The following is a 24,411-nucleotide window of genomic DNA, read 5'->3' on the forward strand; positions in this document are numbered from 1 at the left end:
ACGGGCGCGTCAGCGCGCGAGGAGCTCGCGCTCGACGGCCGCGAGCAGCTCGCTCGGCGTCGCGGCCGCGAGCACGCGGGCTCCCGAGAAGCGGTGAAACCAGCGCTCGTACGCGCCGCACGCGACCTCCCAGCCGCGCCGCGCGTAGACCACGTTGGTGCCGCCGAAGTAGCTCGCGAGGTACGAACCGCCGCCCAGCACCGAGACGAAGCGCCGACAGCCGGCGAACAGCCGCAGCTGCAGCTCGTTGAAGCCCAGCTCCGGATGTCGCGCCTGCAGCTCCTGGATCGTCACGACGTCCGGGTATGTATGCTTGATGGTCTCGATGTCGCCCATCTCGCGCACCCGCTGGTGGTCGTTGACGATGTCCGCGGCGCGCGGCCGGACGTAGATCACCTGGAAGCGCCGTCGCAGCCGTCCGATCAGCTCGAGGAGCAGCTCGACGTCGAGGTAATTGACGGCGAAGCCGCGCCGCAGGTAGCGCTCGTCGCTCGCCTTGTTGCCGACGACGCAGATCTCGCGCTCCCAGCGAAAGCGGTCGTCGCGGTAGACCTCGGCGTAGGGCGGCGGCCGCCAGCGGCTCTCGTCGAGCGTCCGCGGGAAGGCCTTGAGGTCGTAGCGCAGGCGATGGCCGCGCTCGCCGATCGGGTACTCCGTGATCGGCACGTAGCGTCGCCGCGTCGGACGCTCCTCGTGGTGCGGCGAGAAGTAGTAGAGGCAGCGCGTGTCGGGCGTCGACGCCGTGCGCTCGAGCCGGCCCTGCGAGTGCAGCCAGTAGGCGTAGGGGATCACCGCGAGCAGCTCGAAGGCGAACTCGCCGAAGTACTGCGTGCCGCTCGCGAGCGTCTCCTCGCACGGCAGCTCGAAGCGCTCGGCGAGGAAGTGGGCGAGCGCGAAGTGCTTCTTCGAGAAGCAGGCGATGCGCTCGACCTCGCCCGCGCGCGCGGCGGCCCACAGCTCCGGGGCGCGCGCGAGCGCGCCGAGACGCGCGCCGCCCGTCTGGCAGCACGCGCGCAGCAGCGCGCGACGCTCGGCGCGCGGCACCGTGCCGTCGAGCCAGCGCAGCGCCGCGCGCGGCAGGTGGCGCACGAGCGAGAGCGGCTCGTGGAAGGGTCCGGGCAGGTTCCACGTCGTCGCCGCGTCGCCGTCGCCGCCGATCAGCGCCGGATCGCAGCGCCGCGACGGATCGGCGAAGCGCTCGAGGACCGCGACCTTCATCCGCCCTCGACCCACGGCTTCAGCGCGCGCGCCAGGCGCCGCGCGCGCCACGGCCGCAGCGCCGCGCGCCCGTACTCCGCGACGCCGCGCAGCACCGAGCCGACGCGCTTCCCGAGCGGCTCCTCGTACGGCGTGAGCCGGCGCACCAGGCTCGCGACCATCGTCTTCGGGTCCGGGCTGGTCGCGAAGTGGATCAGGCGGCGCGCGGCGGGCGGCGCAAAGCGCGTCCGCTCGACGTGCGGACGCGCGTAGTACGCCGCCCGCGCGCGCTCGAAGACGGCGAGCAGCGGCTCGATCGAGGCGTCGAACGAGTACGCGGCGCGGGCGGCGCGCGCCGCGTCGCGCTTGGCGCGCGTGCGCACCTCCTGCTCGAGGCTCGCGCGCAGCGCGTCGTAGTCGCCGTCAAGCAACGGAATCTCGATACCGAGGCGGCGCAGCTCCTCCCAGCGGTACGACCCGGGCCGCGGGTCGGCGATCACCGGCAGACCCGCGAGGACGTAGGTCGAGAGGCGGTTCGGGATCGCGCCGCGGTCGTCGAGCCCGGGCCACGGAAGCGGGCTTCCGACGTACGACCACCCGGCGTCGTAGCGCGAGAACTCCTCGACCCAGCGCGACTTGACGGCGCGCAGCTCGTCCCACGACGCCCCGCGCGTCTGCAACGACGGGTGCACGTGCAGGAAGCGGGCGAGCAGCTTCGCGTGGCGGCGCGCGTCGCGCGGCGCCAGGTCGTCGCAGATCGAGCGGTAGACCTCGTCGAAGCCGTTGCCGTAGACGTGCACGTGGATCCCGCGCCGCGCGGCGGCAAGCACGTCGACGCCGAACGGCCGCCCGATGCACACCGTGTGGATCTCGCCGTCGCCGGTGCGCTCGGAGATCGGCTCGGCGAAGCGGTCGTTCATGAACTCGAGCTTCGGGCGGTCGCCGTCGAGAAAGTCGATCACCTCGCAGCCGTCGAAGACGTCGAGGCCGCAGCCGCCGCGGCCGCGCGCCGTCTGCCAGTACACGAGCTTCTCGCGGTTGCAGAACACGTGACCGTCGAGCGCGCGCGCCACGTCCGGATCGAGGTTCTGCACGTCGAAGCCCCAGTGGCGGACGATCGGCACGTCGAACGCGCCGCGCGCTCGCTCGGCGAGCAGCGTGCGCAGCACGGTCCACACGTCGTGCTCGACGCCGGCCGCGGGCGGCGCCCACAGGCGCGCGTCGTAGACCTGGAACAGGCTGTAGACGCAGTCGATGCGCTCTTCACGAATCGTGCGCGCGGCGTCGTCGAGCGAGATCGTGCGCACGACGTCGGCGAGCGCCGGATACGGACCCTGGTCCCAGCCCATGCTGCGCGTCCACAGCCCCCAGAGCTCGTGGCCGCGCTCGGCGAGGCTTCGCACCCGCTCGGGGTTCCAAGACAGGGCTCCGACGAGTAGAAGTCTCATCCCGACGTCACGGCGCGCAGAAAGGGCGCTTCAGAATTTTAGGCGAAAGCGTGAAAGCCATCGTCATCGGAGCGGGGTTTGCGGGGGCGTGCACGGCGTGGCTGCTGCGCGAGCGCGTGGGGGCCGAGATCACGATCGTCGAGCAGGATCAGGTCCCCGGCGGGATGCTGCGGACGTCGTACACCCGCGAAGGTCTGCCGTACGAGTACGGACCGCGCGTCGTGAGCGTGTTCCGAGGCACGGCGCGCATCCTTCCCTTCCTCCGGCAGTTTCTCAAGCTCGAGGAGCGTCGCATCTACCAGGGCACGCGGCTGCGTCCGGGCTGGCCGGTGATTCCGTTTCCGGTCGATCGCGCGAGCGTCGGCAAGCTGTCGTGCGGCGAGCAGGTCGCGCGCGAGCTCGCCGAGATCGCCGCAGCCGGCGAGCCGCCGTCCGAGGAGAACCTCGAAGCGTACCTGCGCACGTCGGTCGGGCCGACGCTCACCGAGCTCGCCTTCGAGGGTTTCAATCGAAAGTTCTGGGGGCGTCGGCTGTGCGACATGCCGGCCGAGTGGGGCAAGCTCCGCCGCCTCGAGCGCATCGCCGAGACCGGCGACTTCCGCCTGCCGAGCGAGGCGCCGCACTACTACCCGACCGGCGGCTTCAACCCGCTCTTCGACCAGCTCCTCGAGCGCTTCGACGTGCGCTACGACTGCCGCGTGACGAGCGTCGTGGGCGACGGCCGCGACGTGGTCGTGACGTGCGACGACGGCGAGCTGCGCGCGGACCTGGTGGTCGCGACGGCGCCGATCGACGCGCTGCTCGGCTACCGCTTCGGGCCGCTCGAGTGGCGCGGCTACCGCGTCGAGACCGAGATCGCGCCCGACCCGGAGCGCGCCGAGCTCGGCCGCGCGCCCGACGGCGTCCAGTTCGCCTGGCTCTACACCCCGTGGGCCGAGACGCCGGTGTGCCGCACGACCGACTTCGGCGTGATCCACCAGGGCGAGAAGCGCTCCGGGCCGTCGGTCGTCCTGCGCGAGATCGTCGACGACGGCGTGCGCATGTACCCGGTGTGGTGGGAGGACGAGAAGTTCTACCGCTACCTCGCCGAGGCGACGCGGATCTCGGGGCTCGTGCCGCTCGGCCGGCTCGGGCTCTACAAGTACGTGACGATGGACAGCACGCTCGCGATGGCGGAGCGGCTGCTCGACCAGCTCGAGCGCTTCCTCGCCGCGTCGGCCGACGAGCGCTTCGAGCTCGCGCGCCACGTGCGCGGCGACTGGAGCAACTGAGCCCGTCGCGCAATCGACGCGGAGCTTCGTTTCGTCATCTCGCCGAAACCGGCGGTTCCGGCGAGGAGACGGCATGCAAGCTCGAAAAGCGGTTCTGTGCGCGGCCCTCGTGGCCGCTTCGTCGTGGTTCGTGGCGTTCCCCGCGAGCGCTGCGACCATCGTGGTCACCGAGCGGGCGGACGTCGTCGCCGACGACGGGCGCTGCTCGCTCCGCGAGGCGGTCCGGGCGGCGAACGCCAACGCGCCGTCGGGCGCCAAGCCGGGCGAGTGCGTCGCCGGCGACCCGCTGCCGACCGTCGACGTGATCCAGCTCCGTCGCGGCAAGTACCTCCTCTCCCGCGGCGCGGGCGGTGACGACGCGAACGAGGAGGGCGACCTCGACGTCACGCAGTCGGTGGCGATCGTGGGCAAGGGGCCTGGCAAGACGAAAATCGCGTCCGGCTACGGCCAGCCCATCTTCGTGGGCGACGGCGACCGCGTGCTGCACGTCGATCCCGCGGGTCTGGGCGGAGTTGCCGTCACGCTCCGCAAGCTGTCGATCGTCCGCGGTGACGTCGGCTGCGACGGCGCAGGCTGCACCACCGGCGCGAGCGCGATCGAGGTGGGCGGCGACGGTCCGCTGGTGCTCGACGCCGTCCACGTCAAGAACAACACCGCGTACTGCAGCGGCGACGGGTGCGGCGACGCCCGCCACGGCGCCGCGATCCGCTCGACCGCCGGCGGCTCGGTCACGCTCGTCCGCTCTCGCGTCCGTGGCAACCGCTCGCAGTGCCTCGACCCACGGTGCACCGCGGGCGCCGCGGCCATCGTGGTTCACGATGAACGAGAGACGCCGGGCGCGAGGCTCGTGCTCGATCGCAGCGTGGTCGCGAGCAACAGGTCGTACTGCTTCGCGGACGGCTGCACGAGCGGTGGCATCGTCGTCGCGCGAGCCGGCGAGGTGCAGCTCGATCGGACGCGCTTGAACCGAAACACCGTGCAGTGCGACGGCGCGTCGTGCAGCGCGAGCTCGCTCTACGACGCCGAGGCGACGAGAGTCTTCTTCACGATCGCCTCGTTCGCCGACTCGTTCCTCCTCTGCGAGGGCGACGGGTGCGAGACGCGCAACGCCGTTCAGGCGCGCGCCCCCGCGATCGTTTCGGCAGTGGACCTCGACGTCGTCGGCACGAACGCGACGTGCGCCGGCACCGACTGCAACGTCGGGGACGTCGTCGACGTGCTGGCGGATGAGGTCTTTCTCGACGGCCTCGAGATCGAAGCGAGCGCGCTCGACTGCACCGGTCCGGGCTGCAGTGTCGGCAAGATCGCCGACGCCGAGGCCGTCGTCGGTTGCTACCTCCGGTTCGCCGAGATCGTCGGCAACCAGACGTCCTGCCACGGCGCGGACTGCCGGGTGCGCAACGTGGTCGAGCTGGCGTCGCAGACCTTCTTCGCGATCGTGCACAGCAGCACCATCGACGCCAACGACGCGCGCTGTCTCGGCGAGCGCTGCTCGGTGCAGCACCTCGTCGACCTGCAGGCGCCAACGGGCGTCGAGATCGACGTGGCGAGCGTGAGAGAGAACGTGCTGCGTTGCGAAGGCGGCGGCTGCAGCCTCGAGCCGCTGCTCGAGATCGACGGCGGCAAGCGGCTGACGAGCGAGGACGCGGAAATCGTCGCCAACGCGACCACGTGCGCCGGCGCGCAGTGTCGCAGCAAGCCGATCCTCGTCGTGCGCGGCGAGAACGCCCAGATGACGCGTGGCCGGCTCGCGAACAACCGCTCGCAGTGCGACGGCGCGAGCTGCGACGTCGGCTTCGGCGGCGCGCTGCACAACGCCGCAGACGCGCTCGCCCTGCACAGCGTCGTGATCCAGGGCAACCGCACCGACGGCGTCGGCGCGGCGATCTACAACGCACCGCGGAGCGCGCTCACGCTGAAGGGCGTCGCCCTGCGTCTCAACGAGGCCGGGCTGCGCGGGACGATCCCGTTCGGCGGCGTCGGCGGCGCGATCCTCAACGCCGCGGCGAACGGCGACGCGGGCTTCGTGCGCATCCGCAACAGCCTGATCCGCAAGAACCGCGCGGCGCTCGCCGGCGGCGGCATCGCCAACCAGGGCAAGCTCGAGCTGTTCGGCGGTCAGCTCGACGGCAACACGCCCGACGACTGCTTGAACGTCGGCGCCGGCAGCGGCTGTCCGTGACGGCGAGCCTCAGTCCGCGCCCAGCGGCGCGGACGCGGGCGCGCTCGGCGTCGCAAGCGTCGCGGAGCTGCTCTGGGCGGACGTGCTCCGGGTCGCGGGCGCGCGCTGGTTGTCGACCGGCGGCACACGCCCGGTGACGAGCGACCAGGCGACGAGCGGCACCTCGATCAGCACGACCAGCAGCACGTTCGCGACCACGACGCCGCGCGCGACGCGCGACGCGAAGAGGTCGGAGGGCAGCTGCGCGTAGACGAACCACAGCGCGAGCGCCGTCGCGACCCAGCCGCCGAGCGACAGCGCGAGGAACTGACGGCGCGTGCTCGCGCGCGAGTCGAAGCTGAACAGGAAGCCCGACGCGAGCGAGCGCGCCGGGTGGACGGTGCTGCCTGCGGCGAGCGCGCCGAGCAGGTGGCCCCACTCGTGCAGCAGGTAGCCGCACACGCCGATCGTGAGGCCGGCGACGACGCCCGCGAAGTCGCCGCGCAGCCCCGGCACCGCCGACGCGTCCGCCGCGAGGTGCCAGACCAGCGCCGTGAGCGCGACGATCGCGAGGTCACGCGCGAGCAGCTTTGCGAGCATGGCGGCAGCCCTCCTGCGCCGCCGTCGACCGGCGGACGCCCGAGCCTAGCACGACGCGGCGGGACCGAGTCGAGCACGTCGCGCGCGCGCTCACTCGCGAGCGTGCACGCTCGCGTCCGGCACGGCCGCCGACGACGAGCCGCAGCCGACGCTCGCCGTGCCCACCGGCCGACGCGCGGCGCGCGGAGAACGCGCGCGCCGCGCTCTCGACCTCGCGCAGGAGCACCAGCTCCCGCGCGAGATCGAGCGCGACCGACGGAGTCCAGGGAGATGCTCGCTCCGTCCTCATGGCGCTCGGCTCAGGGCAGCGCGCGACCGAAGCTGGCGTGCATGGCCTTCTCCTCACTTCCAGAGCGGCACGAACTCGTAGCAGAAGTGCCTGGACGTGATGGTGCCTTCGGGATCGAAGGTCGGGATCTCGCAGGCGAGCCTGATCCTCGGCACGACGCCCTCGGCCTGTCGCATCTGGACGAGCCGTCCCACGAGGCCGATCGGCTCGATCGCGCAGGTGCAGAGGGTCTTCGTGATCCGAATCGTCGGATAGCGTGGCGCGATCTTCCCGACCCGGCGTGCGAAATCGCGCGGCCGCTCGACCACGTCGCGCGCACGGTGCCGCCGACGCTCGGCGAGCTCATCGAGCAGCAGGTGCAGCGGCTCGACGCGCAGGGCCAGCGCGTACTCGAGACCGCGAGCCTCGTCGGGCGCGAGTTCGCGGCGGCGATGGTCGCCGATGCGCTCGAGCTGCCGGTCACCGCAGTCGAGGAGCTGTGCGACCAGCTCGCGCGGCAGGGCTCGATGCTCGCGTCGGCGCCGGTCGCGACGCTGCCCGACGGCACGCCGCTGCCGCGCTATCGCTTCACGCACGCGCTCTATCCCGAGGTGCTCGCGCGGCGTGTGCCGGACGCGCGCCGGCTGCGGACGCACGCGCGCCTCGCGGCCTGGCTCGAGCGCGCGCACGCCGCGGATCCCGACGCCGTCGCCGCCGCGTGCGCGCACCACCACGAGCACGCGCACGAGTGGCCGGAAGCGATCGCGAGCCTGCGCCGCGCGGCGGCCGAGGAGGTGCGGCGCTGTGCGAGCCAGGAGGCGATCGCGCGCCTGCGTCACGCGTGCGAGCTCGCGCGCCGTCTCGTGCGCGCGCAGGCGGACCGGGTCTGGCCGGAGCTGCTGCTCGACCTCGGGCTCGCGTACCGCTCGGCCGGCGATCGCGTCGCCGCGGCGGACACCTTCCGTCGGCTCGCGACGTGGGGCGTCGAGCACGGCGACGCCGCGTGGCAGGCCCTTGCGCTGCTGCGGCTCGCGAGCGTGCTGTCGTGGGACGATCCCGGCGCGAGCCGGACCGCGAGCCGCGCGTGCGTCGCGCTCGTGCCGCACGTCGAGGACCAGGAGCTGCGGCTTCATCTCGCGGTGGACGCTGCGTTCTGGCGGCTGCAGGGTCGAGGATGGAACGCCGAGGACGCCGAGCTCGTCCTCGAGGTCGTCGGCGTCGTGGGCGAGCGCGTAGCCGCGCAGCGCGTGCGTCCACGGCCAGAAGGGCGGCGCTCCCTCGCCCTCGACGCAGCGGCCCCAGAGGACGACCGGCTCGTCGGCGTCGCGTCCGAGATCGCTTCCCGGTCGCGGCGCGAGACGCTCCGCCTCGACGCGTCGCAGCGCCTCGCGCACGAGCGTCGTCTTGCCGATGCCGGGCTCGCCGGCGATCAGCACGAGCCGACCGGCGCCGGCGCACGCGGCGTGCACGGCGTCGGCGAGCACGCGGCACTCGGCGTCGCGTCCGACGAACGGCGTCGGCGTCTGGCCGATTGGGATGGCTGTGCGGCCCGCGAGCTCCACCCGCACGAATTGGCGGCAGGTCGGGACGCAAACGAAAGCCCGGAGGGCGCGTGCGCCCTCCGGGCTCGAGGACTTCGTTCGATGCGGCGCGTCCGAAGCTCGTCGCCGAGCCTACTGGACTCGGTCGACGAAGGCCGGACGCGTCAGGGTGAACGCGACCAGGCAGCGCGTGTTGCCGCTGCCGATCTTGTAGCGCGGGACGATGCTCATCCGGTGCGAGATGGCGGTGGCGAGGAGCTGCCGCTCGTCGACGTCGAACTGGTGGCTACCGCACAGGCTCCCGCCCCAGGCGTAGACTCTCGTGGAGCCTTGCTCGTCGACGTAGATCTTGCCCGCCACCATACCGGCGTCGTCGGAGGTTGTGCCGAAGTGCTGGAAGCCAATGATCTTGCCCGCAATTCCGGTGCTGTCGGCCGACGCCGCTGCCGGCAGGGCGAGCACCAGCGCGGCGACGATCGCCGCGATCGCCTTCGAGAAGCTGCTCGTCTCCATCGTTTCCTCCTTGGCCTTCGCTGCCTCTATGCCCGCCCTCTCTTCGCAGGTGCGGGGCTGACCTTGGGAAGCGCGTCGGTGTCCGCTCCCCCCCGGAGGAACTAGCGGCCGATCGCTGCACGAACGAAAGCCCGGAGGGCGGTTGCGCCCTCCGGGCTTCGCGCGGCTGCTGCCTACCAGAGTCTGTTCGGCGAGCTCACTGGATCTTCGCGGCCTGGGCCGGACGGGTCAGGGTGAAGGCGACGAGGCAGCGCGTGTTGCCGCCACCGATCCGGTAGCGCGGGATGATGCTCATCCGCTGCGAGATGGCGACGACGAGAAGCTGCTCCTCCTCGATGGTGAGGTCGCGCGAGTTGCACAGGCTGCCGCCGAAGCCGTACTCGCGGACGACGCCATTGCCCTCGTCGACGAAGATCGAGCCGCGCAGCATCGCGGCGTACAGCGAGTTGGGGGTGCCGTGCTCGACGCCGATGAGCTTGCCGTGGTTCCCGGTGCTGTCGGCGAGCGCCGCCGCCGGCAGCGCGAGCACCAGCGCGACGACGGCCGCCGCGATCGTCTTCAGGGTGTCGTGCTTCTTGTTCATGGTCTTCTCCATGGTCTTTGCGTCCTCTGCTGCCCCGCGCCCTTCGGGGGCGCGGGCTTTCCGGCCTCGATGGCGGGACATCTCGTGTCCCGCGGGGGACATGCGGCGTGAGCGCGTTTGCGAGCGCTCGGGCGTCGCGCATGCGGGGTGCTGGGCCGTGGCTGACGAGCGGTCTCGTCGGCTGCGTACGGAACGAAGAAAGCCCGGAAGGCGTTGGCGCCCCCGGGCTTTCGCGTGATGAATTGGTGCTTGACGCCTACGGCCTCACAGCACCTCCTCGAGGAAGGAGTCGCGCGTCAGCGTGAACCCGACCAGGCAGCGCATGTTGCCGTTGCCGATCTTGTAGTACGGGACGATCGTCATCCGGCTCGCGACGGCGTCGGCGAGCATCTCCTGCTGGCGGATGGCGAGATCGCGCTTCGGGCAGATGCTGCGACCGAACTAGGATCGCCGCGTGACGCCGTTGCCTACGTCGACCCTCACGACGCCGTTCGTCCACCCGACGTAGTCGGATGCTTCGCCGTTCTGGCGGAAGCCGATGATCATGCCGGGGATTCCCTCGCTGTCGGCCGCTACCGCCGCCGCCGGAGCGCGAGCACCAGCGCGGTCACGGTCGCTGCGATCTTCTCGAGGATCTTGCTCTTCGTCTTCATGGTCTTCTCCGTGGTCTTTGCTACCTCTGTCGCCCGCCGTCGCTTCGGACGAGCGGGCTCGTTGGTGGTCATGAAGGGACATCCGGCGTTCCGTGAGGGACACGGCGCGTGAGGGCGGCGCACGAGCGCTGGAGCGTCGAGCGCGTCTCCGAGTGGTACGCGCGCGAGCCCTGGATGGTGGGCTTCAACTACCTGCCGCGCACCGCGGTGAACTGGACGGAGCTCTGGCAGGCCGACACCTTCGACCTTCCGACCATCGAGCAGGAGCTCGGCTGGGCGCAGGACGTCGGCTTCAACGCGCTGCGCACGAACCTGCAGTTCCTCGTCTGGGAGGACGACGCGACGGGGCTGCGCGACCGCATCGATCGCTTCCTCGGCGTCGCGTCACGCCACGGCATCCGCGTGATGCTGTGTCTGTTCGACGACTGCGGCTTCTCGGGGCGCGAGCCACACCTCGGTCCGCAGCCGGAGCCGCTGCCCGGCGTGCACAACTCGCGCGCGGTCGCGAGCCCGGGCCGCGCGGTGGTGCGCGACCGCGCCCGCTGGCCGGATCTCGAGCGCTACGTGCTCGACGTCGTCGGGCACTTCCGCGCCGACCGACGCATCGTCGCCTGGGACCTCTACAACGAGCCGGGCAACGACATGACGCTCGTGCCGGAGCCCGAGCGCGACCCCGCGGTCGCGAGCGATCCGCTCTGGCCGCACAGCATGGAGCTCGCGCGCAGCTGCTTCGCGTGGGCGCGCGCGGCGGCGCCCGAGCAGCCGCTCACGAGCGGCGTGTGGAGCCTCGTCTGGCAGGAGCGCGAGACGGAGCTCGTCGCGCTCTCGGACTTCGTGAGCTTCCACAGCTACCTGCCGCTCGAGCACGTCGAGCAGATGGTCGAGGTGCTGCGCCGCGAGGGCCGGCCGATCGTCTGCACCGAGTGGCTCGCGCGCGGGCTCGGCTCGCGCGTCGCGACGCACCTGCCGTGGTTCGCCGAGCGGCGCATCGGCTGCTTCCACTGGGGGCTGGTCAATGGCCGCACGCAGACGCACCGGCCGTGGCCGGGCTTCGAGCCGTTCTACGCCGACGGCGCGTGGCACCACGACGTGCTGCGTCCGGACGGCTCGCCGTACGACGCGGAGGAGATCGCGCTCTTCCGCCGCTGGTGCGCGACGGCGCGCGCGGGCTGAGCGCCGCGCGTCACGCGCTGCGCAGCGGCGAAGCAGGGCTGATGCTTGACGCGCGCCGCGCGCGGCGTCAGGGACGCCGCAGCACGACCTCCATCTGGTAGAACAGGAACGCGTTCGCGTCCTCGGGACGCTCGGCGAGCGTCGCGTAGCGGTCGAGCACGTCGTGGATGAACGCGTCGCGGTGCTCGGCGGGCAGCATGCAGGTCCACTCGACGAAGGTCGCATCGGCGAAGCGCACGAAGGCATCGCGGGTCTCGAAGTCCCAGCGGCGCGCCTGCACGTCGATGCGCTCGACCGTGAGCCCGGCCGCGGTGGCGACCTGGGCGTACTCGTCCGGCGTCAAGTGGAGAAACGGCTTGCGGAAGTCCGTGAACCACCGCGACCAGCGCGGCGACGAGCGCGTGTCCTCGATCACCGCCTCGAGCGCACGACGCTCGCCGCGCGGCACCATCTGCAGGAAGGTCCGGCCGCCGGGCGCGAGCGCCTCGCGCACGCTCTCGAGCGCGCGCTGCTGCTCCGGCACCCAGTGCAGCGCGTTGAACGACACGACGAGGTCGAACGCGCCGCGGCAGGGCAGGGCGCGGACGTCCGCGACCGCGAAGGCGAGGTTCGGCGCCGACAGATGCCGGTGCGCGTAATCGATCATGTGGTGCGAGGGGTCGATGCCGAGGAGCCGACCGCGCGGCAGGCGGCGGGCGATCTGGACCGTCACCTTGCCGTCGCCGCAGCCGACGTCGAGCACGCGATCGTCGCCCGCGAGCGTGAGCGCTGCGAGGCTCTGTGCGGCGAGCCAGCTCTGCAGCGTCGACTCGCGATGATAGGCGCCGGCATCCCACTCGGTCATGAGCGCGCTCATAGCCGAAATTCGTCCGCGCGTTGAGCGCGCGGCGCGGCGTGCGCGCTCGTCACGGTCCGCCGCCGCAGAACGTGCTTGCCGGCTCCGCGTCCGGCGTGTCAGGAGGGGCACGTGCTTGCCGTGTCGTTTCTCCGCCACGTGCGCCTCGCCACGCTCGCTCTCGGCGCGCTCGTCCTCGCCGTCGTCTGCGGCGCTCCGGCGTCGGACGCCGCACCGCCGACCGTACAGCGCTGGGCGCGCTTCGAGGCGTCCTGGGTGCCGCCCGTCCCGCCGACCAACCCGTTCGATCCCGACGAGATCGACGTGCGCGCCGAATTCGTGTCGCCGGGCGGCAAGCTCTTCGAGGTCCTCGGCTTCTGGTACCAGGACTACGAGCGCGAGCTGCGGCCGAACGGCAACGAGCGCTTGACGCCGGTCGGCGAGCCGCACTTCCGCGTGCGCTTCACGCCGACCCGCCCGGGCCGCTGGCGCTGGCGCTGGGTCGTGCGTCAGGGCGGCGCGACCACGACGACGCCGTTCGAGATCCTGCAGGTGAAGCCGGCGAAGGGCCGCGGTTTTCTGCGCATCAGCCGACGCGACCGACGCCACCTCGCGTTCGACGACCGCTCGCCGTACTTCGCGGTCGGCGAGAACACCGGCTGGTACGACTCCCGTGGCACCTTCGCCTACGACGACTGGTTCGCGCGCCTTGCGGAGCAGGGCGCGAACTTCGCGCGCATCTGGATGGCGCCGTGGTCCTTCGGGCTCGAGTGGAACGACACGCCGCTCGGCGACTACACGAACCGCCTCGGCCGCGCGTGGCAGCTCGACCACGTGCTCGAGGAGGCCGAGCGCCGCGGCATCTACGTCATGGTGTCGCTGATCAACCACGGCGCGTTCGCGACGCTGTTCAACGGCAACTGGGCGAGCAACCCGTACAACGCCGCGAACGGCGGACCGCTCGCGACGGCGGACGAGTTCTTCACCGACCCGACGGCGCGGAAGCTGTTCGAGCGCCGCCTGCGCTACGTCGTCGCGCGCTGGGGCTGGTCGACGCACGTCCACTCGTGGGAGCTGTGGAACGAGGTCGACCTCACCGACGGCTACCGCTCGCCCGCGATCACGCAGTGGCACGCCGACATGGCCGCGCTGCTGCGCGCGCTCGATCCGTACGATCACCTCGTGACCTCGAGCCACGCCCTCTACTGGAACGACCGCAACGTTTGGCTCGACGGCGGCCTCGACTTCACGCAGATCCACTTCTACGCCGACCAGTTCCCGCCGTTCGCCAACATCGGTCAGACCGTGACCACGTGGACGCGCGAGCGGATGGGCGTGACCGGCAAGCCGGTCCTGTTCGCCGAGATCGGCGTCGACGCGCGCGGCGCGCCGCAGACGCGCGAGGCCGATCCTGAGGGGATCGGCATTCACGACGCGCTCTGGGCGGGCGTCGTCTCCGGCGGCATCGGCACCGGCATGACCTGGTGGTGGGACAACCTGATCGCCCAGGAGCCCGATCGCTACTACCCGATGTTCGGCGCGGTCGCGCGCTTCGTCGAAGGGCTGCGCTGGGACCGCGAGCGCTTCGCTCCCGCGACGGCGACGGTGCAGTCGCAGAGTCGCCCGGTCGTAGCGTACGGCCTGCGCGGACGCACGCGGCTCCTGCTCTGGATCAAGGACGACGCGTTCCAGTGGAACGCGCCGCAGGCGGTCGAGATCGGCGACGCGACCCTGCAGGTCGAGGGGCGCTGGTGCGGGCAGTGGTACGACACCTGGACCGGCGCCTGGCTCGACACCGTCAAGCTGAACGGGACCGTTCCGGTGCCGCCGTTCTCGCGCGACATCGCGCTGCTCGCGGGACGCTGTCCGGCGAAGAACCTGCACCGCTAGCGTCGCGTCCCGCGCGCGGCGCGCCTCTTTGCAGCGCCGCCGCAGCATGTAGGATCGAGAGTCGGCGCTGCGCGCCGGGGGACGACGTTGTCGCACCACACCTTGATCTCGCTCGCCGCGATCCTCGTCCTGGGGATCACCGCGCAGTGGATCGCGTGGCGTCTCAGGATGCCGTCGATCCTGCTGCTGCTCGCGAGCGGCCTCGTCGCGGGCCCCGTGCTCGGCTGGCTCGACCCCGACGAGCTGTTCGGTGAGCTGCTGCTGCCGCTGGTCTCGCTGTCGGTCGCGGTGATCCTCTACGAGGGCGGCCTCAACCTGAAGCTGCGCGAGCTGCGCGACGTCGGGCGCGCGTTCTTCCTGCTGGTGACGGTCGGCGTCGCGGTGTCGTGGGTCACGGGCGCGCTCGCGGCGCGCTGGCTGCTCGGGCTCGAGTGGGCGGTCGCGTCGCTGCTCGGCGCGATCCTCGTCGTGACCGGTCCGACCGTGATCGGTCCGATGCTGCGCCACCTGCGGCTGCGCGGCAAGGTCGGCGCGCTGCTCAAGTGGGAAGGCATCATCATCGATCCGATCGGCGCGACGCTCGCGGTGCTCGCCTTCACCGTCGTGCAGGCGGACGTCGGCGAGGGCTTCGGTCGCGCAACCATCGAGCTCGCCTCGACGCTCGTGATCGGCGTCGCGATCGGCGGGGTCGCGGCGGCGATCCTGATCGTCGTGCTGTCGCGCTACTGGGTGCCGGACACGCTGCACAACCCGGTGTCGCTGATGCTCATGATCGCCGCCTTCACGACGGCGAACGTCCTGCAGGAGGAGTCCGGGCTGCTCGCGGTGACGGTGATGGGCATCGTGCTCGCGAACCAGACGCGGGTCTCGATCCGGCACGTCGTCGAGTTCAAGGAGAGCTTGACGGTGCTGCTCGTCTCCGGGCTGTTCGTGGTGCTCGGCGCGCGGCTTCGTCCGGAAGCGCTCGCCGAGCTCGGCTGGGCGAGCTTCGCGTTCGTCGCGGTGCTGATCCTGATCGCGCGTCCGGCGGGCGTGCTGCTCTCGACCTGGCGCTCGACGCTCACCTGGCAGGAGCGCGCGTTTCTCTGCTGCATGGCGCCGCGCGGCATCGTCGCCGCCGCGATCTCGTCGGTGTTCGCGCTGAGCCTGGTCTCGCTCGGCTACGCCGGCGCGCTCGCGATCGTGCCGGTCACCTTCCTCGTCGTCTTCGTCACCGTGCTGCTCTACGGCTCGCTCGCCGGCGTGCTCGCGCGCCGGCTCGGGCTCGCGCAGGCGAACCCGCAGGGTGTCCTGTTCGTCGGCGCCGATCCGTGGGTGCGCGCGGTGGCGAGCGCGCTGCACGACGAGCAGATCCCGGTGTTCCTCGTCGACACGCACTTCGAGAACATCCGCGACTGCCGCATGTCCGGTCTGCCGTGCCTCTACGGCAGCGCGCTCGCCGAGGAGACGCGCGAGGCGATCGACTACAGCGGGCTCGGCCGCATGCTCGCCGTCACCTCGAACGACGAGGTCAACTCGCTCGCCTGCATGCGCTACGCCGAGGACTTCGGTCGCCAGGAGATCTACCAGCTTCCCTTCGCGCCGCGGAAGGAAGGTCGGCACGAGGCGGTGCCGGCCGAGCACCGCGGCCGCTTCCTGTTCGGCCAGGAGCACACGCACCGCGCGCTCAGCGCGCTCGCGGGTCCGCAGCCCACCGTCAAGAAGACGCCGCTCACCGCCGAGTTCGACTTCGCCGCCTTCCAGGCGCGAAACGCCGGCACGCTGCTGCCGCTGTTCGTGCTCAAGCCCGACGGCAAGCTGCAGGTCGCCACGGTCGAGGGCCTCGCCGAGCCGCAGCCGGGCGACGTGGTGGTGAGCCTGGTGCTCGCCGCGGTCGCCTCGCCGCGCGACGAAGCGCAGGAGCGCGGCGAGACGTCGGCGGCATCGCAGGGACGTGCGAGCGCCGCCGACGAGGCCGAGGCGGAGCCGAGCCTGGCGCGCGGCGCCTGACTCGCGTAGGGGGATCGCATGCCCGACCTGCTGTACGAGAAGACCGGCCACATCGCGCGCATCACGCTGAACCGCCCCGACCGCCTGAACGCGATCAGCGTCGAGATGCTCGAGGCGCTCAGCAATGCGCTCGAGGACGCCGACCGCGACCGCGAGATCCGCGTCATCATCCTGACCGGCGCGGGGCGCGGCTTCTGCAGCGGCCTCGATCTCAAGGACACCGCCGAGGGCAAGGGCATCGCGGGCGCGCTCGGCGGCGGTGGCGGCGTGTCGCACATGAGCACGCGTCACCTGCCGACGACGGTGCTGCACGAGATCGACACCCCGGTCCTGTGCGCGATCAACGGCGCCGCCGCGGGCTACGGCTTCGACCTCGCGCTGGGCTGCGACATGCGGCTGATGAGCGACACGGCGAAGCTCGTCCCGGGCTTCGCGAAGCGCGGCATCGTCCCGGAGAGCGGCGGCACGTGGTACCTGCCGCGGCTCGTCGGCTGGGCGCGCGCCTGCGAGATCGCGTTCCTCGCCGACGATCTGCCCGCCGAGCGCGCGCTCGCGATGGGCGTGGTCAACGCGGTGGTGCCGGCGGCGGAGCTCGAGGCCGAGACGACCCGCTGGGCGGAGAAGATCGCCGCCAACGCGCCGCTCGCGATCGCGGCGATGAAGCGGCTCTTCCGTCATGGCTTGACGCAGGACTTCGAGTCGCACTCGCACCACGTCCTGATGCAGCTCTTGACGCTGTTCCGCTCGCAGGACTTCGGCGAGGCGATGAAGGCGTACTTCGAGCGCCGGCCGCCGAGCTTCAAGGGACGCTGAGCGCGGCGGGTGGTCGCGTCGGCGAGCGTCCGCTCCACGACCGTCCGCGCCGGCGACGGCCCGCTCCGCGACCGTCCATGCGGGGATCGCCCGTCACGACGCGCCGTTCGCGACCATCGCGACCGCCACGGCGCGCGCGAAAATTTGCTCTACCGCAGGCCGCGTGCGAGACGCTATGCTCGCCGACGGTCCCACGTCCCCCCGCCCCTCGACCCACCCGCTCCGGAATCCAACGAAGGAGAGCTCTTCGTGCACGACTCGCGATCGCTTCGCTTCGTCTTGGAGCGCCCGCTGCGCGTGGCGCTGGGCGCGCTGCTGCTGCTCGCCGCCTGCGGTGGCGGCGGGGGCGGCAACGGCGGTGGGGGTGGCGGTGGTCCGACGCCGCCGCCGGGCACGAGCCCGACGCCGCGTCCGAGCCTCGCGCCCACGCCGGTCCCGACGCCGAACCCCGAGCGCGTGAAGCTGCTGCTCGCCGAGGGCGAGACCGTCGCCGGGCTCACGGTGTCCGACATCGAGGACGCGGGCTTCAACAACTCCGGCGCGATCGGCGCGATCGTCACGGTGCGCAACGCGAACGGCGGGCGCGCGGTGCTGCTCGGCGGCGCGGACGGCGACTTCACGCCGGTCGTGACGCCGGACTCGCCGCCCGAGGGCGCCGACATGCGGACGCTGTCGCGCGTGCGCCTGCTCGAGGACGGCACGTCGATCTTCGAGTCCGGTGACGGCCTCGACACCGACCGGCTGTACTTCGTGAAGGACGGCGCCGTGCAGGGTCTCGCCGGCGCACCGCCGGGGCCGGTCTTCCCGACCTTCCGCATCCTCGGCGACCTCGCCTTCGGGCTCACCGGCACGATCGGCTTCATCGGCGGCGGCGACGAGTGCGAGACCGACACCTCGGGCGCGAACCCGCGCACGCTGTGCGACATCAAGCTGTTCGTCGCGCAAGACGGCGTCGTCACCGAGGTACGCGACGACGCCATCACGCTCGAGGGGATCAGCCCGACGCAGCCGCAGGTCGCGGTGACCGACATCGGCGTCACCTTCTTCTCGATCCCCGGCTCCGGTCAGGCGCCGACGCTCGTGCGCTACGCCGCGGGCGAGCTCGACACGGTGCTGACCGCGAACGAGTCGCTCGGCGACATCGGGCGACTGATCCGCCCGCAGGTCGCGGCCGCGACCTCGGACGAGGATCTGCTCTTGACGACGACGCTCGCGAGCGACCCGGGTCCGAGCCGTCCGACGGTGATCGGCATCCTGTCGGGCAACGACTTCCGGGTGCTCGACCGCGAGCGCACCGCGGCGCCGGGCGGCGAGATCGTCGACCTGCGCGCCGTCGGCATGGACGAGCAGGGGCGCGCGCTCTACATCGCACGCATCGGCGAGTCGGGCGACAACGACGCGCCGAAGACGCTGCGGCTCAACGACGGCTTCACGTCGATCGACGTCGCGACCGAGCACGCGCCGCTGCCCGGCACCGACAAGACGCTGGTCCGCTTCGAGGCGCAGCGCATCAACCGTCGCGGCGACGTCGCGTTCGTCGCCGAGCTCGGCCGCATCGACGGCCTGACCACGATCATCGAGGAGGTGCGGGTCGTCGTCCGGCTCTCCGACGGCACCTACCTGGCGCCCGTGTCGAGCGCGCGCCCGGGCGACATCGGGACGCTGTCGGACTTCGAGATCGCGGGCTTCGACGACCAGGCGAACCTGCTGATCATCGCGACCCGCGATCCGAGCCAGACGGTGCTCCTGCTGGCGCCGCCGTTCGAGCCTTGAAAGGCGCTCGCGTCCGAACCTGAGGCGCGCTGCCTCCGATAACGCGCGTTGCGCGGCCGCGACCGGCCGTTGTCGGTGGCGGCCGCGAAGCGCGTCGATTGCCGCGGATTGTGCGAGGCGCGCTCCGTGGCCGCCGCCTTGCGACCCGCGCTGCCGGCATGGGGAAGTCGGTCGCGTCCACGGGGCGTCGCGGCGAGCCGCGCACGGCGGCGGTGCGGGGCAGGGCGGTCGCCCCTGCCGCGGCGCGCGGCAAGGGAAGCGAGCCGGCACCGGCGCTCGCGGAGCGCGAGGAGACCGTGCCCGCGGCGGCGACGTCGGCGCCCGCCGACGATCTCCGCCTCGACCCGGCCAACGCCTGCGTCTTCCGCGGCACGCAGGCGCTCGCGCTGACGCCGAAGGCGTTCTCGGTGCTGCGCCACCTGGTCGAGAACGCCGGCCGCCTGATCACCAAGGACGAGCTGCTCGAGACGCTGTGGGCCGACACCTACGTCGGCGACGCGGCGCTCAAGGTGACGATCCTCGAGATCCGCAAGGCGCTCGGCGACGACCACCGCGCGCCGCGCTTCATCGCGACCGTGCACCGGCGCGGCTACCGCTTCCTCGGCGGCATCACGCTGGTGCCGCCGACGCCGCGCACGTCGGTGTCGGTCGCGCCGCGCCCGACGCCGGCCGCGGACGAGGCGCGCAGCGTGCTTGCGTCGCAGTCGCTCGTGACGCCGCACGAGCCGCCGCCGCCGCGGTCGTCGCCCGCGGCGCAGCACCGCGCGGCGCCGGTCGGTCGCCCCGAGGTGGGCGAGCGTCTCGCCGCGCTGCTCGCCGACGCACGCGCGGGCGAGCGCCGCGTCGCGTTTCTCACCGGCGAGGCGGGCAGCGGCAAGAGTGCCGTGCTCGACGCGTTTCTCGCGTCGTTTGCCAGCGACGATGCGACGCTGATCGCGCGCGCCCAGTGTCGCGAGAGCTTCGGCAGCACGGAAGCGCACGCGCCGCTGCTCGAGGCGCTCGCCGCGCTGTGCCGCGGCGCTGCGGGCACGCGCGTCGTCGAGCTGCTGCGCCATCGCGCGCCGACGTGGCTCGCGCAGATGCCGTGGCTCGTCGAGCGCGCCGAGCGCGAGGCGCTGCAGCGCGAGACCGCGGGCGCGGGCGCCGGACGCATGCAGCGCGAGCTCGTCGAGGCGCTCGAAGCGCTGTCCGCGGCGGCGACCGTCGTGCTCGCGCTCGACGACCTGCAGTCGAGCGACCCGGCGACGCTCGACGTCCTGGCGGCGCTCGGGATTCGAAAGTCACCGGCGCGGCTGCTGATCGTCGGCGCGTGCCGGCCGTGCAATGTCGCGCTCGGCGAGAGCGCTGCCTGTGCGCTGTCGTCCGCGCTCGCGCTGCGCCGCGCGGGCGAGGAGATCGCGCTGCGCGCGCTCTCCGAGGACGAGGTCGCGGAGCTGGTCGCGCGCCGCCTCGCTCCGGCGACGCCGCCCGCGCGGCTCGTGACGCTCGTGCACCGGCGCAGCGCCGGTAACCCGTCGTTCGCGATCGAGCTGCTCGACGACATGCTGCGCGGCGGGCTCCTCGTGCGCGACGGCGACGCTCTCGTGCTGCGGGCGAGCGAGAGCACGCTTTCGCGGCGCGTGCCCGAGACGCTGCGCGCGGCGATCGAGCGGCGCTGCGAGCGGCTGCCCTTCGAGGATCAGCGCCTGCTCGCGGCGGCGAGCGTCGCGGGGGACGAGTTCGGCGCAGCCGAGCTCGCCGCCGCGCTCGGCGCGGATGCGGCGGCGCTCGAGGAGCGCTGCGCGCGGCTCGCGGGTCGCGACGGGCTGCTCGCGGCGTCCGGTGGTGCGACGGCTGCGGACGGGGTCGCGGCGCGCTGGCGCTTTCGCCACGAGCTCGTGCGCGACGTGCTGCGCGAGCGGGTGACGCCGCTGCGCCGCGCCGACCTCGAGCGTCGCCTCGCCGCGGCGCGCGAGTGGCACGAGGCGGGCGGGCCCGAGGTCCGCGTGCAGCGCGCGCGCTGTACGGGGCGTCTGCACCTCGTGCGGGCGCCCGGTGCGACCGACGTGCCGCGGCGGCTCGACGTCTGGTCGGGACGCCGCGCCGCGCGCTGAAGGGCTAGCCGCCCGGGCGGCCGCGCCTCAGCCCGGCATCGGGCCGCTGCGCCCACCGCTCCTCACGGCCCGCTCTGCGCGGGCCGGCTTCCCCGTCGCCGGCGCATGTCCGCCCAGCAGCCGCGACAGGAAGTCGATCAGCTCGAGCGGCGAGCGGAAGTCCGCCGCCTCGCCGCTGCCGACGTGCTCGATGCGCCCCTCGAAGCGCTCGGGCGCGGCCGCGGTGCGCGGCAGGAACTGGATGACGAAGGCGCGCTGCGTCGACATGCCGGTGGTCCTCCTCGCTTGCGCTCTCGGCACGCAAAACGGGATAGCCGGCAGCGGCGCCGCGAGTCATAACGGAACGGTAATGTTGCGGTAAGATCCGCGCGCCCGGAGAAGCCCCTGAGCGAAGCCCTGGAGGAAGCGATGACGCGCATGCCCCGCCGGCCGGTGTTCATCCCGTGCGTGCTCGACGACCCGAGCACGATCGACGCGCTGATCGACCGTCATGCGCCCTACTGGCCCGTGCAGCGCTACTTCGCGAACGACGCCGAGTACGCGGCGCTGTCGGGCAACGAGCGCGGCGCGATGCCGGTCGGGCCGGTGTTCCGCGGCAACTGGGCGACCGAGGGCAAGCCGGAGGAGGGCGTCGCGGAGCTGCTCCACCTGCCGCGTTTCATCGACGCCGCGCGCGAGCTGTTCGACGCCGAGATCGTGCGGCCGCACAACGTCTACGTGAACCTGACCTGGCAGCTGCCGTTCCCGCAGGGGCGCGGTCACACCGACGTGCCGGCGTTCCGCGGCTTCGACCGCACGCAGCACCCGATCACGCTGCTGACCATCATGGGCATGTCCGGCCTCTTCGAGGACGTGCGCACGCGCATCGCGACCGCGGTCGCGTGGTTCTACGAGGGCTCGGACGGCGGCTTCGAGTACTGGCCCAACGGTCCGGACGCGCCGTCGGTCGTGCACGAAGGAGCGATCACCAACACCGCGATCGTCGGCGACAACGACTTCATGTGGCACCGCGTGCGTCCGGTCGGACGCATCGAGGACGGCATGCCGTCGCTGACGTTCGACAGCGAGCTCGTGCGGCTCGACGCCGACACCTGGGCGATCCGCGACGGCGAGCGCGAGATCGCGCGCTTCCCGCGCCGACAGATCCGCGTCAGCGTGTCGTGGAAGGCGGTGGTGTTCGCGTCGGAGGAGGAGCGCCGCCTGCACGACGAGCACGTCGACGACTTGACGCTCGACGAGGTGCTGCGTCGCTTCAGCGAGGACCTGCGGCGGCGCGGCACGCGCCTCGAGATCCCGTCCGACCCGGAGCGCGATCCGGGCTTCATCGCGACGCTGCACGACGCGTACATCCGCTATCCGGCGGCCTACGCGGCCTGAGCCGCCGCGCGCCCGAGGCGAGCCGCGCCTCGCGCGTGCAGCTGCTCAGCGCACGTCGGGCCGGATGCGCAGCAGCAGCACCGACGTGCCGAACGTCAGCACGACGAAGACGCCCATCGCGAAGAGATCCCAGCGCACGTCGAGCAACGTTGCTTGACGCAGCAGCGCCGCGCGGAAGCCGTGGCAGAAGTACGTGAGCGGGAAGAGGTAGGCGACCGGACGCACCGCCTCGGGCTGCGTCTCGATCGGCGTGAAGGCGCCCGACAGCACGAACGCCGGCAGGATGTAGAACACCGCGAGCTGCACCGCCTGGCTCTGGTTGCGCGACACGACCGAGATCAGCTGTCCGATGCCGAGCGAGCCCAGGATGAACACCACGACGAGCGCCGTCACGGCCAGCACGTGTCCGCCGAGCGCGACGCCGAACAGCAGCCAGGCGAGCAGCATCACGTTCACCGTGTCGAGCAGCGCGAGCACGAAGTAGGGCAGCAGCTTGCCGATGAAGATCTGCGCCGGCGTGAGCGGCGTCACGGCGAGCTGCTCCATCGTGCCGCGCTCGCGCTCGCGCGCGATCGACGTCGCCATGACGATTACGGTGAGGAGCTGCAGGATCAGCCCGATCACGCCCGGCATGACGAAGTTCTGGCTCTTGAGCTCCGGATTGAAGCGCATCTCGGCGTCGAGCGTGATCGGCGCGACGCGCTCGAGACCTTCCTCGATGCCGGCGACGTCGCCCTCGCGGCGCAGGCGCTCGGCGGCGAGCAGCGTGTTCTGCTGCACGGTCGTGCTGCCGAGCTCGCGCAGCACCGACGGCGCGGTGAAGGTGTCGGACGCGTCGACCACCGCGCGCACGCGTCCCGTGCCGCCGCTCTCGACCGCCTCGCTGATGCCGCGCGGGATGACGACGAAGGCGCTCACGTCGTCGCGCCGCAGGGCCTCCTCGGCGCGCGCGACGTCCTCGTCGGTCGCGTTCTCGATCACCTCGGTCTTGAAGGTGATCGAGGCGTCCATCGCCTCGAGGTACTCCTCGGCGACGCGGCCGCCGTCCTGGTCGACGACCAGCGTGCGGATCGCGGTGACGCGCGGGCTGCCGATCGCGTAGCCGAAGATCACCGTCAGCACCGACGGCATGAGCAGCAGGAAGGCGAGCGTGCGGCGGTCGCGTACGAGGTGGAGGAACTCCTTGAGCGCGAGGTGGTAGACGTTGCGCATCACTCGACGGGGGCGCCGGCCGCGCCCTCGCGCGCGGCATCCTCGGACGCCGTCGGGCTCACCTCGCCGCGCGCGTAGCCGATGAAGAGGTCCTCGAGCGTCGGCTCGAGCGCGTAGACCCGCGTCACCTTCGCGCCCGCCGCCGCCGCCGCGCGCTCGATGCGCGAGGCCTCGTCACGGCACTCGACCGGCTCCGCGTAGAGCACGCGCAGCTCGTAGCCGTGGATCGTCACGTCGACGACGCCGGGCAGCGCGCGCAGCGCACGCATCGCCTCGACCGCGCGCTGCACCTCGACGCCGAGCAGCCGACAGCGGAGCTGCTCGCGCAGCGTGCGCGGCGAGCCCTGCGCGATCAGCTTGCCGCCCAGCATGAAGCCGACCTCGTGGCAGCGCTCGGCCTCGTCGAGGTAGTGCGTCGTGACGAACAGCGACGTGCCGCGCTCGCACAGGTCGTAGAGGAAGTCCCACAGGCGCTGGCGCTGGCTCGGGTCGACGCCGGCGGTCGGCTCGTCGAGGAAGACGAGCTCGGGGTCGTGCACCAGCGCGCAGGCGAGCGCGAGGCGCTGCTTCATGCCGCCCGAGAGACGTCCGGCCTGCACGTCCTTCAGCTCGAGCAGCTCGACGTCGGCGAACAGGCGCTCCATGCGCTGCGTCGCGGCGCGCCCGAAGATGCCGTAGACGCCCGCGAAGAAGCGGAAGTTCTCCTCCACCGTGAGGTCCGGGTAGAGCGAGAAGGTCTGCGCCATGTAGCCGGTCGTGCGCTTGATGCGCTCGCGCTGGCGGCGGATGTCGCAGCCCGCGACGCGCGCCTCGCCCGAGGTCGGCTGCAGGAGGCCGCACAGCATCTTGATGGTCGTCGTCTTGCCGGCGCCGTTCGGGCCGAGGAAGCCGAAGATCTCGCCGCGCGTGACGCTCAGGTGCAGCCGGTCGACGGCGCGCACCTGCGCGAAGGTGCGCGTCAGCGCCGTGGTCTCGATCACCGGCTCCGCGTCCGACGCTCGCCGCGCCGCCGTGGCCGGCG

The 24,411-nt window shown here is 72.3% G+C and carries 21 protein-coding genes; 9 read left to right on the forward strand and 12 right to left on the reverse strand.

The window, feature by feature from the left end; genetic code table 11:
* Positions 1-9 precede the first annotated feature (9 nt).
* Together VIS07_22945 and VIS07_22950 are read right to left on the reverse strand one after the other, a co-directional pair.
* Positions 10-1,218: a hypothetical protein gene (locus tag VIS07_22945; protein ID HEY8518380.1), complete on the reverse strand. Its 1,209-nt coding sequence runs from the start codon at positions 1,216-1,218 to the stop codon at positions 10-12.
* The gene (locus tag VIS07_22950) at positions 1,215-2,600 is read right to left on the reverse strand and encodes a hypothetical protein (GenBank protein HEY8518381.1); all 1,386 of its coding nucleotides are present in this window, start codon (positions 2,598-2,600) and stop codon (positions 1,215-1,217) included. The genes VIS07_22945 and VIS07_22950 overlap by 4 nt, the downstream gene beginning before the upstream one ends.
* Positions 2,601-2,695: 95 nt before the next feature.
* Here VIS07_22950 and VIS07_22955 point away from each other — a divergent pair, with 95 nt between their 5' ends.
* Together VIS07_22955 and VIS07_22960 are read left to right on the forward strand one after the other, a co-directional pair.
* Positions 2,696-3,916, forward strand: a complete 1,221-nt coding sequence (locus VIS07_22955; GenBank protein HEY8518382.1) for an FAD-dependent oxidoreductase — start codon at positions 2,696-2,698, stop codon at positions 3,914-3,916.
* Positions 3,917-3,989: 73 nt separating this feature from the next.
* The gene (locus tag VIS07_22960; protein HEY8518383.1) at positions 3,990-6,098 is read left to right on the forward strand and encodes a CSLREA domain-containing protein; all 2,109 of its coding nucleotides are present in this window, start codon (positions 3,990-3,992) and stop codon (positions 6,096-6,098) included.
* Between the two features lie 9 nt (positions 6,099-6,107).
* Here the strand turns inward: VIS07_22960 and VIS07_22965 are convergent, their stop codons facing one another.
* The 6 genes from VIS07_22965 to VIS07_22990 all read right to left on the reverse strand — a co-directional run bounded on the left by VIS07_22965 (position 6,108) and on the right by VIS07_22990 (position 10,307).
* The gene (locus VIS07_22965) at positions 6,108-6,677 is read right to left on the reverse strand and encodes a hypothetical protein (protein ID HEY8518384.1); all 570 of its coding nucleotides are present in this window, start codon (positions 6,675-6,677) and stop codon (positions 6,108-6,110) included.
* A 342-nt stretch (positions 6,678-7,019) separates the two neighbouring features.
* Positions 7,020-8,513 carry an ATP-binding protein gene (locus VIS07_22970; GenBank protein HEY8518385.1) on the reverse strand — a complete coding sequence of 498 codons (1,494 nt, stop codon included), beginning with the start codon at positions 8,511-8,513 and terminating at the stop codon, positions 7,020-7,022.
* A 105-nt stretch (positions 8,514-8,618) separates the two neighbouring features.
* Entirely contained in the window at positions 8,619-8,999 is a 381-nt protein-coding gene (locus VIS07_22975; protein HEY8518386.1) for a hypothetical protein, read from the reverse strand.
* A gap of 196 nt (positions 9,000-9,195) precedes the next feature.
* Positions 9,196-9,582 carry a hypothetical protein gene (locus VIS07_22980; GenBank protein HEY8518387.1) on the reverse strand — a complete coding sequence of 129 codons (387 nt, stop codon included), beginning with the start codon at positions 9,580-9,582 and terminating at the stop codon, positions 9,196-9,198.
* Positions 9,583-9,846: 264 nt separating this feature from the next.
* The gene (locus VIS07_22985; protein HEY8518388.1) at positions 9,847-9,972 is read right to left on the reverse strand and encodes a hypothetical protein; all 126 of its coding nucleotides are present in this window, start codon (positions 9,970-9,972) and stop codon (positions 9,847-9,849) included.
* Between the two features lie 182 nt (positions 9,973-10,154).
* Entirely contained in the window at positions 10,155-10,307 is a 153-nt protein-coding gene (locus VIS07_22990; protein HEY8518389.1) for a hypothetical protein, read from the reverse strand.
* 36 nt (positions 10,308-10,343) lie between these two features.
* Here VIS07_22990 and VIS07_22995 point away from each other — a divergent pair, with 36 nt between their 5' ends.
* Positions 10,344-11,408, forward strand: a complete 1,065-nt coding sequence (locus VIS07_22995) for a 1,4-beta-xylanase (protein ID HEY8518390.1) — start codon at positions 10,344-10,346, stop codon at positions 11,406-11,408.
* Between the two features lie 67 nt (positions 11,409-11,475).
* Here the strand turns inward: VIS07_22995 and VIS07_23000 are convergent, their stop codons facing one another.
* Positions 11,476-12,252 (reverse strand): methyltransferase domain-containing protein, encoded by a 777-nt coding sequence (locus VIS07_23000; protein ID HEY8518391.1) that lies wholly within the window; start codon positions 12,250-12,252, stop codon positions 11,476-11,478.
* Between the two features lie 123 nt (positions 12,253-12,375).
* Between VIS07_23000 and VIS07_23005 the strand changes: the two genes are divergently transcribed.
* The 5 genes from VIS07_23005 (at position 12,376) to VIS07_23025 (ending at position 20,801) form a co-directional block, all read left to right on the forward strand.
* On the forward strand, positions 12,376-14,133 hold the full coding sequence (locus tag VIS07_23005; GenBank protein ID HEY8518392.1) for a DUF5060 domain-containing protein: 1,758 nt from the start codon (positions 12,376-12,378) through the stop codon (positions 14,131-14,133).
* Between the two features lie 87 nt (positions 14,134-14,220).
* Positions 14,221-16,122: a sodium:proton antiporter gene (locus tag VIS07_23010; protein ID HEY8518393.1), complete on the forward strand. Its 1,902-nt coding sequence runs from the start codon at positions 14,221-14,223 to the stop codon at positions 16,120-16,122.
* A gap of 18 nt (positions 16,123-16,140) precedes the next feature.
* Entirely contained in the window at positions 16,141-16,935 is a 795-nt protein-coding gene (locus tag VIS07_23015; protein HEY8518394.1) for an enoyl-CoA hydratase-related protein, read from the forward strand.
* 249 nt (positions 16,936-17,184) lie between these two features.
* Complete coding sequence (locus tag VIS07_23020; GenBank protein ID HEY8518395.1) at positions 17,185-18,708, forward strand: hypothetical protein; 1,524 nt, start codon at positions 17,185-17,187, stop codon at positions 18,706-18,708.
* A 158-nt stretch (positions 18,709-18,866) separates the two neighbouring features.
* Positions 18,867-20,801, forward strand: coding sequence for an AAA family ATPase (locus VIS07_23025; GenBank protein HEY8518396.1), 1,935 nt, complete (start codon positions 18,867-18,869; stop codon positions 20,799-20,801).
* A 27-nt stretch (positions 20,802-20,828) separates the two neighbouring features.
* Here VIS07_23025 and VIS07_23030 read toward each other — a convergent pair whose 3' ends face one another.
* The gene (locus VIS07_23030) at positions 20,829-21,068 is read right to left on the reverse strand and encodes a hypothetical protein (GenBank protein ID HEY8518397.1); all 240 of its coding nucleotides are present in this window, start codon (positions 21,066-21,068) and stop codon (positions 20,829-20,831) included.
* 141 nt (positions 21,069-21,209) lie between these two features.
* Here VIS07_23030 and VIS07_23035 point away from each other — a divergent pair, with 141 nt between their 5' ends.
* Positions 21,210-22,178 carry a hypothetical protein gene (locus tag VIS07_23035; protein ID HEY8518398.1) on the forward strand — a complete coding sequence of 323 codons (969 nt, stop codon included), beginning with the start codon at positions 21,210-21,212 and terminating at the stop codon, positions 22,176-22,178.
* Between the two features lie 45 nt (positions 22,179-22,223).
* Here VIS07_23035 and VIS07_23040 read toward each other — a convergent pair whose 3' ends face one another.
* Positions 22,224-23,390 (reverse strand): ABC transporter permease, encoded by a 1,167-nt coding sequence (locus VIS07_23040; protein HEY8518399.1) that lies wholly within the window; start codon positions 23,388-23,390, stop codon positions 22,224-22,226.
* Positions 23,390-24,370: an ABC transporter ATP-binding protein gene (locus tag VIS07_23045; GenBank protein HEY8518400.1), complete on the reverse strand. Its 981-nt coding sequence runs from the start codon at positions 24,368-24,370 to the stop codon at positions 23,390-23,392. The genes VIS07_23040 and VIS07_23045 overlap by 1 nt, the downstream gene beginning before the upstream one ends.
* Positions 24,371-24,411 lie beyond the last annotated feature (41 nt).

It is taken from the genome of Candidatus Binatia bacterium (assembly GCA_036563615.1).
Taxonomy (GTDB): Bacteria; Desulfobacterota; Binatia; order UBA12015; family UBA12015; genus DATCMB01.